This window comes from Nocardia abscessus (assembly GCF_015477775.1).
GTDB lineage: Bacteria > Actinomycetota > Actinomycetes > Mycobacteriales > Mycobacteriaceae > Nocardia > Nocardia abscessus_A.
In genome coordinates this window covers 134,780-146,554 of the sequence record NZ_JADLQO010000009.1, presented here as the reverse complement: position 1 = coordinate 146,554, position 11,775 = coordinate 134,780, and the positions used below count along the sequence as shown (strand labels likewise).

The following is an 11,775-nucleotide window of genomic DNA, read 5'->3' as shown; positions in this document are numbered from 1 at the left end:
CCACAGCCCCAGGTGTGGGGCAACCTGAGCCGTCCGCTTATCTATGGCGCGAAGGTGAGGCCGAAAGGCGCACCCAGGCGATTGAGCGCCTCCGGGTCGCCGAAAACGGCTTCTCCGCTGACGTCTTCGTCCGGGGGATTCACGACACAGAATCGTTCGACGAGACCGGTGTGGATTTCGGTGAGGTTGGTGGCGAAGACGAGCGAGGCTTCCACGTCTTCGTCGTCACCGGGGTAGACCGGCCACGACTCGGTGACGCCGTTGCAGTCGAACCGGAGCTCCGATTTCGTCTCGTTCTCGACCAGCCGGACGTTGGTGACGGCCACCATGCCGCGGCTACAGGCGGCAATCGATTCCAGCTCGGACTCGTACCATTCCCGCCGTTCGTCGTCGGTGCATTCATCGATGCCGCGAAACGTCTTGTAGTCGAAGGTGTATCGGATACCCACCTCGCTGAGCAGATTGAGTACGGCGCTGCGCTCGGTGTGTCCGTAGTAGGTCAGCGGCTCATCGAGCGATTCCGCCACGAAAGTCTGCCGCGTGGGTATGTCCGGATCGATGAGACCGAGTTCGACGATCAGGTCCACGACCTCGCGAACGGTACGTTCGGCACCCATCGAGTCCTCCTCCGGGCCTTCGCATTCGGGCAATCGCAACGGCCGAGGGTATCCCGGTCCGATGGACGGCGTCCTTCCCGCGGATGTTCCCACTTCGGGGAGGCTCCGGCTCGCGCTGCCACACTCGGAGCCACCTTCTCCACCGACAGCGGTCACACTTGCATGCGATACCCCTAAGGGGTATAAAAGCAGGCGTGTCGGGAGAATGGCGGTCGAGATGACGGGGCAGCGACGAGGTCGCCTGCCCGCCTCATCGGCGCGACGCCTCCACGACTCGGGCCGCCGGGGCCGGGCACGCTCGGCCGGTTACGGCCGTGTCGCGGCGACGCTCGTCGGTCGATTCCCGGCTTCCGGCGCCGTGGTCGCGCTGCTCGCGGCGGTGCTGCTCGTCGTGTCGATGGTCGATTGCTCGATGACTCAGGGGCACGTGCATATCCACCACGCGTCGGCGGTCTCGGGCGTCGAGCATGTCGTGCTCTCGCTCGCGGACGATCACGGGCATGCGGTGACCGACGACGTCCTGGACGGCCATTGCGTGGCCCATTTCGATCACTGCCTCGCCAAGGCGGCGCCGCGCGGCGCCGCGGAGAATCTCGTACCGCAGCTGCTGATTTTCGCGCTGACCTTGGCTTTTCTCGCTGTCGTCGGCCTTCGCGGGATCACTGCGGGAGGTGTGCGTGGCCCACCGCTTTCGAGGGTGCCCGTCGCTGATGGCCGGGCCACGCTCACGCGATTCTGTATCGCTCGCTGCTGATCGGTCAGCGCCAGGTCGACGTTGTTGTGCCGTCGGCCGGTGTCCGCTGCCCGCTCACGTCTGCGCTGCCTTCGGGCAGTTCGATACAGAAAGCGACAGTCATGGACAAGGTCGTGCTCGATGCACTCACCGATCGCTCGGCGGCTCTGGTGGGTGCGCCGGGACCCGCTCATCACCCGCACACGCTGATCGGCAACACTCCCGTGTTGTGGGTCGGTGCGCCGCTGGCGCCACAGGGGCGGGGGTTCTGGGCCAAGCTCGAAGGGTTCAATCCGGGCGGTATGAAGGACAGGCCCGCGCTGCACATGGTGCGCCGGGCAGAGGAGCGCGGTGATCTGGCTCCGGGGGCGCGGATCATCGAATCGACCAGCGGCACCCTCGGCTTGGGGTTGGCGCTGGCGGGGATCGTCACCGGTCATCCGGTGACCGTGGTGACGGACCCGGGTCTGGAGCCGATCGTCGCGCGGATGCTCACCGCGTACGGGACGCGGGTCGACGTGGTGACCGCGCCCCATCCGACGGGCGGTTGGCAGCAGGCCCGCCGCGACCGGGTGACGGAGTTGCTCGCCGGCGAGAACGACGCATGGTGCCCGGATCAATACAGCAACCCGGACAATGTCGACGGCTATGAATCGCTGGCGCTCGAATTGGTCGAACAGCTCGGTGGGGTGGACGTACTGGTGTGCGCGGTCGGCACCGGCGGGCACTCCTCCGGCGTCGCGCGGGTGTTGCGCCGGTTCGATCCGGAGATGAAGCTGATCGGAGTGGATACCGTGGCGTCCACGATTTTCGGACAACCCGCGGGTCCGCGATTGATGCGGGGGCTGGGATCGAGCATCTATCCGGTCAATGTCGATTACGACGCCTTCGACGAGGTGCATTGGGTCGCGCCGTCGGAGGCTGTCTGGGCATGCCGGACATTGGCAGCCACCCACCACGCGACGGGAGGGTGGAGCGTCGGCGCTGTCGCGCTCGTCGCGGGCTGGGCGGCGCGGACCTACGACGCCGACGCGCGGATCGTGGCGATCTTCCCCGACGGGCCGAACCGCTATTTCGACACCGTCTACAACGACGCCTACTGCGATGAGCACGGCCTGCTCGACTCGCCGCCTCCGCCGGCACCGGACACGATCGCTCATCCCGCGGAACGCGTCGTACGGTCCTGGACCCGATCCACCACCGTCATCGACCCCAGGCAGTTCATCCACGATCGGGAGTGGGCACAGTGACCGTCTTCACGAAGTTCCGCAGCTTCGACCCGGCCGCCCGGCTGTTGATGATCAACCAGTTCGGCATCAACCTCGGCTTCTACATGTTGATGCCGTACCTCGCCGGCTATCTCGCCGGGCCTGTCGGTCTGGCGGCGTGGGCGGTGGGGCTGGTGCTGGGGGTCCGGAACTTCTCTCAGCAGGGCATGTTCCTGATCGGCGGCACGTTGGCCGACCGGTTGGGCTACAAGCCGCTGATCGTCGCGGGGTGTCTGCTGCGAACAGGTGGGTTCGCGCTGCTGATATTCGCGACTTCGCTGCCGGGTCTGTTGATCGCCTCGGCAGCGACGGGGTTCGCCGGTGCGCTGTTCAACCCGGCCGTGCGAGCCTATCTAGCCGCGGATACGGGCGAACGGCGAGTCGAGGCCTTCGCGGTATTCAACATCTTCTATCAGGCGGGCATCCTGGCCGGGCCACTGGTCGGTCTGGCGTTGATGGCAGTCGACTTCCGGGCCGCCGCCGGTGTCGCCGCGATCGTGTTCGCGATACTGACCGTGGCGCAGTTGTTCGCGCTGCCGACGCGACGCGCGGACAGGTCCGGCGAGCGGAATTCGGTGCTCGAGGACTGGCGAACAGTGATCGTCAATCGCCGGTTCCTGTGGTTCGCGCTGGCGATGGTCGGTTCCTATGTGCTGTCGTTCCAGGTGTATCTCGCGCTGCCGCTGCAGGCGGAGTTCGTCGCGGGAGCGCGGTCGCAGGCACTGGTGTCGGCGCTGTTCGTGATCTCCGGTGTTGTGGCGGTCGCCGGTCAGCTACGCATCACCGCGTGGTTGCGGGCAAGGTGGGGTACGGGGCGGAGCCTGGTCGTCGGAATGGGGATTCTCGCGGCCTCGTTTGTGCCGCTGGTGGCCGTTCCCGGTCCGGACCGGTTCGGTGCGCCGGCTGCGGCCGCCGCGCTGCTGGTCGCCGCGGCGTTGCTGGCGGTCGGGACAGCGGCTGTGTTCCCGTTCGAGATGGACACCGTCGTGACCCTGTCGAACGGGAGGCTCGTCGCCACCCACTACGGGTTCTACAACACCGTCGTCGGTGTCGGCATTCTCGTCGGCAATCTCGCGACCGGAGCCGTGGTCGGCGCCGCGCGCGACGCCGGGTCCGACTGGGCGGTGTGGGCCGGCCTGAGCGTTATCGGTGTCGTCGCGGCGTTCGCGCTGCATCGGCTGGATCGTTCGGAGCCTGCCGACGAGAAGCGCTACCAGCCGGAGGCGGGTGGACGACATGACTCGGCTCCCGGCGACACCCTCGCCACGAGACCGACCGACGAGAAAATCGAAGACGCCGGACCCGGTCACAGGGCGGCGAAAACCCACGCCTGAAGACGGCTTCCCCACAACTGGCGGTCGGTCGCCGGGCCGATCCGGCCCGAGGAGGGAATTGAGAGAAAGGACTGCGCTCGGTCGCCGTGCCGGTGCACGACAACTCCGGTTCGGTGATCGCCGCGTTGAACGTCTCCCCCCGCCACCCGAAAGACCATCGAGAGCATCCGCGCGGACTTGATCCCCCGGTTGCTCGCGGCCGCCCGCAGCATCGAGCAAGACCTCACCGCGGCGAAGCCGGTCACGAGTCTGGGCTGACCGGCCCGTCGTGACGAAACCTCTTCGCACCAGGTGTCTGCCGAAGTCCGACCGCCTCGCCCCCCGTCACGCGGCGAGCCTCCGAGCCTCCTCTCGAACGAGGCCAACCGCGTGCGGCAGATCACCGAGATCGACATTGACCCGGAGACCCTCGCCCGATCTCTCTCGAGGAAGTCGAATTGCTCTACTGGGCAGACACTTTCGATATCGCGACCGTCATGCGGACTCCCGGCGCAGAGCCGGGCCCGGCTAGAGTCGTGGCATGCCGTCGCTTCGGGAGCACAGCCCGCGAAAGGCCACCCCCACGCTGCCCGACGACGTCGTCGCTCGGTTGCTGGGGAGCAGCGTCGTCCAGCACGCCGTTCCGGGTCCACCGCCACTATCCGGCGAAGAAGGGGACGCGTCGCACACTGCCGCGACGTGACCGCCCCGGTTCTCGGCGGCGTCGTCTTCGACGCCGCGGCGGTCGTCGCCTTCGCCCATCGCGCCAACTACGCCCAGGCAATCGTCTAGGCGACGGTCGACGCGGGCAACACCATCGTCGTTCCGAGCACGGTCCTCGTGGCGGCGCGCACCCATATCCCGGCCGATCGGCTCGACATCCTGGCCGTGCTCGTCGGTCTGCCGCACACGGTGATCCCGTCGTTCGAGCGCACGGCCACCCCGGCACTCGCGGGAGACCGGAGTGCCGGTCCGGCCGCTGATGCCTTGGTCGCGGCGGGCCATGTCACCCGTGAGGCGGTCGCTCGTACGTGGCCCTGCCTGACCAGCCGGCCGCGAAAGCTCCGGCAGATCGATTCCCGCGTCATCGTCGACCCGCTGCCGTGAGTCGCGCCGATCAGCGCAGCAATGCGATCACCGGGGCGAACTTCTCCATGCTGTCCTCGAGGACGGTCACGTAGGTGATGCCGAAGCGGTCGCGCCGATCGCGCAGGCGGTCGGCCATTTCCTCCGGAGTGCCCATGAGCAGGATCGGGTGGTCCTCCGGGGAGTCGGCGACGTCCGGCGGCAGCGCCGGGCCGAAGACCTCCAGCACGCTCGCGCGTTCGGCGGGCGGGACCACTCGTTGCACCAGGATGTTGAACTCGACCTTGTCCAGTCGCGGGCCGAGCAGTTCCCGGACGTAGGCGACCCGCTCCTCGGTCTCCGCGAGCCCGGCCATTTGCAACGGCCCACCGTTGCGCGCGGCCGCCGCGCCGGTGAAGGCGATGATGTCGGCGTGCCGCGCGGCGACGGCGAGTAACCGATCACCCCATCCGCCGATGAGCACCGGCGGCCCCGACGGCTGGGCGGGCTGCGGCTGATACTCCGGATCGGAGAACAGGCCGCGCAGCGTGATCACCGTTTGCTCCAGGTGCTCGACACGCTTGCTCCCGCTTTCGAACGGGATGCCCGCGGCCTCGAATTCCGCCTGCACATAGCCTGCGCCGAGCCCGAGTTCGATGCGCCCGTCGGTGAACTGGTCGGCGCCGGCCACGTCACGAGCCAGCAGGACGGGGTTGTAGAACGCGGTGTTCAGCACGAAGGTGTTCAAGCGCACCCGCTCGGTCGCCTCGGCGGCCAGGATCATCGCCGGGAACGGCGCGGGCAGGCCGAGATGGTCGGCGACGCCGATCACGTCGAAGCCGAGTTCCTCGGCCCGACGGCACTTTTCGATCCAATTCGACCGGGACTCAGGGACCACCATGTTGACACCGAACCGGAAGGGGCGCTGCGCAGTCACGTGTCCTGTCTAGCGAACCGGGCCGGACCCGCGCGCATCGGGGCCGGTTCAGCACTGGGTGAGCGTGCCCGCCGCCAGCGCTACGCCCAGCAGCGTGACGAGGGCGGCGGTAATCGGCAGCGGCCTGCGCAGTGTCCTCCGGACCGCGCCGCGAACTGGAAGCTCGGCGGAGTTCCCGCTCGGGGACCGACGTGCGAACGCGCGCCGCACCATGGCGATCGTGGTGATGATCAAGGTCGCGATCAGCATGACGGCATCCCTCACACGCTCACGGCGGCCCGTGGGCCGGATTTGCGCCGCGGCGACGCGACGATCCCGTGCTGCAGCAGGCTTTCGGCGGTGTCGAGCAGCGTTTCGCGCACCGGGCGCATGGTCCAACCCAGCTCGCGCCGAGCCTTCTCGGCGCTGAGCGATTCGGTACGTCCCAGCGTCGGCAGGGTCAGCCGGACGCCTTTGTCGAAGACCGCGACCGAACGCACGACCCAGTTCGGCAGAGCCCTGGTCGGCACCCGGAACCCGCGCGGCCCGTATTCCTCGGCGAGAACGCGCGCCATCTCCCCCATCCACAGGTGCTCGCCCGCGCAGATGTAGCGGTTGCCCGCCGCCTCCGGCGTCTCCAAGGCGAGCCGATGCGCCACGGCCAGATCGCGCACGTCCACCGGGGCCCAGCCGACCCTGGGAGTCCCCGGTACGTCCCCGGCGAGCAGCCTGCGCACCGGCTCGTGCGAGGTGCTCGTCGCCGCGGACAGCGCTGGTCCGAGCACCATGCCGGGATTGACGACGACCAGTTCGAATCCCGCGTCCGCCGGAAGTTTCGCGACGAAATCCCAGGCCGCCCGCTCGGCCAGCGTCTTGCTCTTCTGGTAGGCCGGGCTGCGTTCGACCACCGTCCAGTCCGCCTCGGTGCGCACGGCATCGTCGGCGTGACCGTACGCGATCGCCGCGATCGAAGAGGTCAGCACTACCCGGCGCACCGTGCCCGCGGCGGCGCAGGCGCGCAGCACGCGCAGGGTTCCTTCGACCGCGGTATCGATGAGCTCGTTCTCGTCGTCCGGCGGGGTCGACGGGAACGGAGACGCCACGTGCAGAACCTCGGTGCAGCCCGCGACGGCGGGTACCCAGCCGTCGTCGCCGTTCAGGTCGGCCTGCGCGAACTCCAACTCGCCCCCGGTCCGGCGCGCCAGCTCGACCAGGTGGGCTCGTTTGCCGGTGTCGGCGAGGTCGCGGACCGTCGCGCGCACGGCGTAGCCGTGCTCCAGCAACTCGGCGATGACGTGGCCGGCGACGAATCCCGTTGCGCCGGTGACCGATACCCGTGTGCTCATTTCTTCACCCGTCTCGTGGAGTGGCTACCGCGCCGCCTATCTGAGCGCCGCTCAGATAATCTAAGCATCGCATAGTTAGGTTGTCCAGGAGTCGTCGCATACGCTCGGACAGTGACGCGGACCAGTTACCACCACGGCGCCTTACGCGACGCACTGCTGGCCGCCTGCCTGCGTTTGATCGAGACAGAGGGGCTCGGGGCGGTCAGCCTCCGCAGGGTGGCGCGCGAGGCGGGCGTGAGCACCGCGGCGCCCTACCACCATTTCCCCGACCGTTCCGCCCTGCTCGCGACACTGTCCACCCAGGGTTTCCAGTTGCTCGGCGCACAACTGGCGGCGACCCGCGCCGAAGCGGACACACCCATGGCCGCTCTGACCGCACTGGCGAACACCTATGTGCGGTTCTCCCGAGAGCAACCGGCCTACTTCCGCTTGATGTTCCGGCCGGAGCTCTCCCAGCCCGACAAGCACCCGGACACCATGGCCGCGGGCGACGCGGCGTTCGGGGTTCTGGCCGACACGATCGCGGAATGTGTGCGCGCTGGAGTGTTGCCCGCCGACAAAGCCGACACACTGGCCGTCATGTTCTGGGGACTCGGCCACGGCCTGGCCTCACTGTGGCTGGACGGACAGCTGGAAAAGCGCGCGGTGCAGTTCGGCACCACTGCCCCGGCGCTGGTGGAGGATGTCATGCGGACGTTCGCGACAGTGATCGAGCCGAGCACGCCACCGCTGACCTAGAGTAGACGCCAGACGTTTGCTATCCGATGCTTCTCACACCGATCCGAGAGGACGACACGGATGACCGCGCAGCTGGATCCGACGGTGCAGGAGTTCGTCGACGCGCTCAACGCCAACGATCAGGATCGGTTCTACGCGGTCCTCACCGACGATGCCACGATGTCCGACGACGGCGTCGAGCGCAATCTCGTCCAGTGGACCGAAGCGGAGATCTTCGACAGCAACGCACGCATGCGGGTCGAGTCCGTCGGCGACGACGGCATCGAACTGGTTGCCGACTACACCAATTCGCGGTGGGGTTCGATGCGGACCACCTGGCGGTTCGTCCTGCGGGACGGCAAGGTGAGCCGTTTCGAGACGGGCCAAGCCTGAACGCCCTTGCCATGCCCCCATCGACGTTGACATCCTGACCTTCGTGTTCGTCGCGCCGCGTTACGGTACCGGTTCTCTGGCCGATCTGTTTCCCTCTGTCCTCGCCGGTCTCGGCGTCCCCGGCGAGGAGGACCGTCTCGGGCTCGGACTGGATATCGACCGGGTCTGCGTCCTGCTGGTGGACGGGCTCGGCTACGAGCACCTCGTCGCGAATCCCGCTGCGGCGCCGTTCCTGTCCGGTCTCGCACCGGTCCGGCTCACGGCCGGCTTCCCGACCACGACGGCCACCAGCCTCACCTCGCTCGGGGTGGGCGTTCCGCCCGGCCAACACGGCATCGTCGGTTATCTGTTCCACGTCCCCGGCTACGACCAGCTGTTCACCCCGCTGTCCTGGCGGCTGCACGGCGTTCCCAAGTCCGATCTGCGAAGCGAACTCGTTCCGGAAGAGTTCCAGCCTCGCACAACAGTTTTCGAGCGCGCCGCTGCCGACGGCATCGCCGTGGCCCAGGTATCGCCGCGCGATCAGGCAGGGTCGGGGCTGACCAAGGCGGTTCTGCGCGGCTGCGAGTTCCGGCCCCAGCTGTCGTTCGGCGACCTCGTGGCCGGTGTCGGCGAAGCGCTGCGCGCCGGGCCGCGCGCACTGGTCTACACCTACCACGGCGACCTCGACATGACCGGACACGTGCGCGGGCCCGAGTCACGGTCGTGGGAATTGGAACTCGCCAACGCCGACCGGCTCGCCGCCACCCTCGCCGAGGAGTTGCCACCCGGCGCCGCGCTGCTGGTCACCGCCGACCACGGCATGGTGCAACTGGAGGACCGCATCGATTTCGACACCACGCCAGCCTTGCAACAAGGCGTCCGAGCGCTCGGCGGTGAGCCCCGCGCCCGGCACGTCTACACGGTGCCGGGCGCCGCATCCGACGTCGCGGCGGCCTGGCAGGCCACGCTCGGCCCGGACTTCGATGTGCTCGGCAAGGACGACATCGTGGCCCGCGGCTGGTTCGGTCCCACGGTCGAGCACGCGATCGCGCAGCGCATCGGCGATCTGGTCGTGGTCGCCAGTGGGCGGCGTGGCGTCATCCGCACCGGCGCCGAACCGCTGCAGTCCTGGCTGATCGGTCACCACGGTTCGCTCACCGCGGCGGAGATGAACGTCCCGTTGTGCGTCTACCGCGCCTAGCCGTCCCGGCCGGTCGGCGAACACCAGCGCGCGTTGGCTCTAGTCTGGAGCCGATCGCGGCGGGCATCGCCGTGCCCGAACCTCAGGAGGAGACCATGAACGCCACGCTGTCACGGACCGGCCGAACCGGCCTCGGGATCGCGGTGGTCGCCATGGCGCTCGCGGGCTGCACCGACATCGAACGCGCCCTCAACCGCGGCGGTGACACCCCGTGCAGCGAGTACGTCAAGCAGGACCAGGACACCAAACGCACGACGATCACCAAGTTCGTCAAGCAGCAGAGCCAGGACGACCGCGAGCCCGCGGGCACCGTCGTGGACGCGACGATGGTGTCGGTCGATCTGCTGTGCGGCGCCCAGGCCAATACCGACACCCCGATCAAGAACGCCGACGTCGCAGGCATTTTCATCCGGAAGTGACCGCTCAGCGCGGCGGATGGGCGGCCAGCCAGTCCGCCGCGCGTTTGCGCGAGGCCCTGGCCAGCCAGGCGTCCTGGACGACCTCAATGAGCTCTCGACGGCTCAGCTCGCCGAGACGGGCCGCGCGCACCAGGACCGACGGATGCCCGTCGAAATGCCGCGTCGTGAAGAACGGCGAGTCCGGGTCCTGGACCAGTGCCTGTTTGTCCGCCTCCGAGGGCACCCAGATCACGATGACATCGGCGTAGCGCTCACCGGTCAACGGGTCGACGGCATCCGGACGGGGATTGCGGAAGAACACGAACGATTTACCCCCGACCTGATAGATCGGGTTACCGCGCGGTCCGTCGACGCGCGTCACGTGGGGCATGCCCGCGGCCACCTCGTGCACATCGGCGAGGCATGCCCGCTGGAAACCGGTCGCCATGCCGGCAGCCTATGGCGTCGTGGCGCCACTTCGCTCCGAATCTTTCCCGACCGGCCGGTAGGGCTCGAACCGCTCGCCACCCCCGTCGGCGTCCGCCAGAATGAGAGAGCGATCATGAGCTCACACGACGACGGGTCTTCCACGTGGCGCAGTTCCGCACCCTCACCCAACAGCGGGTCGACCTGCAAAGAGAATGGGAGCGCTGGGCGACAGCTCCCCAGACCACCGCCCCACCCCGGCATACCGTGCTGCGCAAGGAAGTAGCGCAATCCTGGCGGCGGTCACTGCACACTGTCGATCCCGCCACCACGGAAGCGCCCGGCGTGGACGATATCGGCGACCGGTGGGCCGCGTCCCCACTGCGTGGACCGGTGACAACGCTCGCGGGCGAGCTGCGGGCCGTCACCGAGGACTCCGGGTATCTGGCCGTGGTCACCGATCCGGCGGGCACCGTCCTGTGGTCCTGCGGCGACCGCGCGCTGCGCAGGCAGGCCGAGCAGGTGAACCTCGCGCCCGGCGGCTGCTGGGACGAAAGCCACATGGGCACCAACGGTGTGGCGCTCGCGTTGCACACCGATCGCGCCGCCACGGTGTTCTCCGCCGAGCACCTGGTCGCCGCCCTGCACGGCTGGGTCTGCTATTCCGCACCGATCCACGGACCCGACGGAAGACAGATCGGCGCGCTGGATCTGTCCAGTTCCTGGGACCGCTCCCATCCCGCGGTGCTCACCTCGGTACGCGCGCTGGTGACGGCGGTGGAGACGATGCTGCGCACCACCGAGCCCGCGCCCGCGCCCGGGATCCGGCTGGAATGCCTCGGCGCCGCACGTCTGCTCTGCGACGGCGTGCCGCTTTCCCTTCCGCCGCGGCAGCTGGAGATACTCGCACTGCTGGCCCTCCAGCCGGACGGCTTCACGCCGGAGCAGTTGCACGCCGCCCTCTACGGTGACCGTGCGGTCTCCACCAGCACGCTCAAGGCCGATGTCTCGCACCTGCGCCGCGCGATCGGCGGCGAAATCAGCAATCGCCGTTACGTTCTGACCGGTCCGGTCGCCTGCGACGCCGTCGAGTTGTTCGCCGCCATCACCGCGGGCGACACCACCTCGGCGGTCTGGCTGTACCGGGGACCGCTGCTACCCGGTTCGGAGGCGCCCGGCGTGCTGCGGTGGCGCGACTACCTCGACGTCGGGGTGCGCACAGCCGTGCTCGCCGGCGACCGAGCCGAGCACGCCGTGGCGTTCGGCGAACGCGCTCCCCGCGATATCGCGGTGCACGAGCACGCGTTGCGATTGCTTCCGCCGGACGACCTGCGGCGTGCGACGGTGGCGGCTCGGCTGCATACGGCGTTGCGCGACTGAGGATTTCCGCACCAACCTCG

At 68.5% G+C, this 11,775-nt stretch carries 15 protein-coding genes; 10 read left to right on the top strand and 5 right to left on the bottom strand.

Annotated elements, in window-relative coordinates; all coding sequences use genetic code 11:
• Positions 1–41: 41 nt before the first annotated feature.
• Positions 42–617: a hypothetical protein gene (locus IU450_RS22875; RefSeq protein ID WP_195151785.1), complete on the bottom strand. Its 576-nt coding sequence runs from the start codon at positions 615–617 to the stop codon at positions 42–44.
• A gap of 358 nt (positions 618–975) precedes the next feature.
• Here IU450_RS22875 and IU450_RS22870 point away from each other — a divergent pair, with 358 nt between their 5' ends.
• The 5 genes from IU450_RS22870 to IU450_RS22845 all read left to right on the top strand — a co-directional run bounded on the left by IU450_RS22870 (position 976) and on the right by IU450_RS22845 (position 5,038).
• A complete protein-coding gene (locus tag IU450_RS22870) occupies positions 976–1,371 on the top strand; it encodes a hypothetical protein (RefSeq protein ID WP_195151784.1) in 396 nt (131 codons plus the stop codon).
• Positions 1,372–1,472: 101 nt separating this feature from the next.
• Positions 1,473–2,600, top strand: a complete 1,128-nt coding sequence (locus IU450_RS22865) for a PLP-dependent cysteine synthase family protein (RefSeq protein ID WP_195151783.1) — start codon at positions 1,473–1,475, stop codon at positions 2,598–2,600.
• Positions 2,597–3,952 (top strand): MDR family MFS transporter, encoded by a 1,356-nt coding sequence (locus IU450_RS22860; protein WP_416382896.1) that lies wholly within the window; start codon positions 2,597–2,599, stop codon positions 3,950–3,952. Before IU450_RS22865 ends, IU450_RS22860 begins: the two co-directional genes overlap by 4 nt.
• Positions 3,953–4,472: 520 nt before the next feature.
• Positions 4,473–4,634, top strand: a complete 162-nt coding sequence (locus IU450_RS22850; protein ID WP_195151782.1) for a hypothetical protein — start codon at positions 4,473–4,475, stop codon at positions 4,632–4,634.
• A 137-nt stretch (positions 4,635–4,771) separates the two neighbouring features.
• Positions 4,772–5,038 (top strand): hypothetical protein, encoded by a 267-nt coding sequence (locus IU450_RS22845; protein WP_195151781.1) that lies wholly within the window; start codon positions 4,772–4,774, stop codon positions 5,036–5,038.
• A gap of 10 nt (positions 5,039–5,048) precedes the next feature.
• On the opposite strand, the gene IU450_RS22840 is transcribed toward IU450_RS22845, so the two are convergent.
• The 3 genes from IU450_RS22840 to IU450_RS22830 are packed head-to-tail and all read right to left on the bottom strand — an operon-like array spanning position 5,049 to position 7,258.
• A complete protein-coding gene (locus tag IU450_RS22840) occupies positions 5,049–5,933 on the bottom strand; it encodes an LLM class F420-dependent oxidoreductase (protein WP_195151780.1) in 885 nt (294 codons plus the stop codon).
• A 48-nt stretch (positions 5,934–5,981) separates the two neighbouring features.
• Positions 5,982–6,182 (bottom strand): hypothetical protein, encoded by a 201-nt coding sequence (locus IU450_RS22835; protein WP_195151779.1) that lies wholly within the window; start codon positions 6,180–6,182, stop codon positions 5,982–5,984.
• A gap of 11 nt (positions 6,183–6,193) precedes the next feature.
• The gene (locus IU450_RS22830; protein ID WP_195151778.1) at positions 6,194–7,258 is read right to left on the bottom strand and encodes an SDR family oxidoreductase; all 1,065 of its coding nucleotides are present in this window, start codon (positions 7,256–7,258) and stop codon (positions 6,194–6,196) included.
• Positions 7,259–7,369: 111 nt separating this feature from the next.
• On the opposite strand from IU450_RS22830, the gene IU450_RS22825 reads away from it, so the two are divergent.
• The 4 genes from IU450_RS22825 to IU450_RS22810 all read left to right on the top strand — a co-directional run bounded on the left by IU450_RS22825 (position 7,370) and on the right by IU450_RS22810 (position 9,970).
• Positions 7,370–7,996 carry a TetR/AcrR family transcriptional regulator gene (locus IU450_RS22825; RefSeq protein ID WP_195151777.1) on the top strand — a complete coding sequence of 209 codons (627 nt, stop codon included), beginning with the start codon at positions 7,370–7,372 and terminating at the stop codon, positions 7,994–7,996.
• 60 nt (positions 7,997–8,056) lie between these two features.
• Complete coding sequence (locus IU450_RS22820; RefSeq protein WP_043691172.1) at positions 8,057–8,368, top strand: nuclear transport factor 2 family protein; 312 nt, start codon at positions 8,057–8,059, stop codon at positions 8,366–8,368.
• Between the two features lie 43 nt (positions 8,369–8,411).
• Positions 8,412–9,551, top strand: a complete 1,140-nt coding sequence (locus tag IU450_RS22815; RefSeq protein WP_195151776.1) for an alkaline phosphatase family protein — start codon at positions 8,412–8,414, stop codon at positions 9,549–9,551.
• A gap of 95 nt (positions 9,552–9,646) precedes the next feature.
• Positions 9,647–9,970, top strand: coding sequence for a hypothetical protein (locus IU450_RS22810; RefSeq protein WP_195151775.1), 324 nt, complete (start codon positions 9,647–9,649; stop codon positions 9,968–9,970).
• 4 nt (positions 9,971–9,974) lie between these two features.
• Here the strand turns inward: IU450_RS22810 and IU450_RS22805 are convergent, their stop codons facing one another.
• Positions 9,975–10,397, bottom strand: a complete 423-nt coding sequence (locus IU450_RS22805; RefSeq protein WP_195151774.1) for an MmcQ/YjbR family DNA-binding protein — start codon at positions 10,395–10,397, stop codon at positions 9,975–9,977.
• Positions 10,398–10,540: 143 nt separating this feature from the next.
• Between IU450_RS22805 and IU450_RS22800 the strand changes: the two genes are divergently transcribed.
• Positions 10,541–11,755, top strand: a complete 1,215-nt coding sequence (locus IU450_RS22800; RefSeq protein WP_195151773.1) for a helix-turn-helix domain-containing protein — start codon at positions 10,541–10,543, stop codon at positions 11,753–11,755.
• The last annotated feature ends 20 nt before the right edge of the window (positions 11,756–11,775 follow it).

Excerpts from the sequence above, each read along its gene's own strand:
- IU450_RS22810 (WP_195151775.1), top strand. The coding sequence starts at position 9,647 with ATGAACGCCACGCTGTCACGGACCGGCCGAACCGGCCTCGGGATCGCG.
- IU450_RS22820 (WP_043691172.1), top strand. The coding sequence starts at position 8,057 with ATGACCGCGCAGCTGGATCCGACGGTGCAGGAGTTCGTCGACGCGCTC.
- IU450_RS22835 (WP_195151779.1), bottom strand. The coding sequence starts at position 6,182 with ATGCTGATCGCGACCTTGATCATCACCACGATCGCCATGGTGCGGCGC.
- IU450_RS22875 (WP_195151785.1), bottom strand. The coding sequence starts at position 617 with ATGGGTGCCGAACGTACCGTTCGCGAGGTCGTGGACCTGATCGTCGAA.
- IU450_RS22850 (WP_195151782.1), top strand. The coding sequence starts at position 4,473 with ATGCCGTCGCTTCGGGAGCACAGCCCGCGAAAGGCCACCCCCACGCTG.
- IU450_RS22865 (WP_195151783.1), top strand. The coding sequence starts at position 1,473 with ATGGACAAGGTCGTGCTCGATGCACTCACCGATCGCTCGGCGGCTCTG.
- IU450_RS22805 (WP_195151774.1), bottom strand. The coding sequence starts at position 10,397 with ATGGCGACCGGTTTCCAGCGGGCATGCCTCGCCGATGTGCACGAGGTG.
- IU450_RS22830 (WP_195151778.1), bottom strand. The coding sequence starts at position 7,258 with ATGAGCACACGGGTATCGGTCACCGGCGCAACGGGATTCGTCGCCGGC.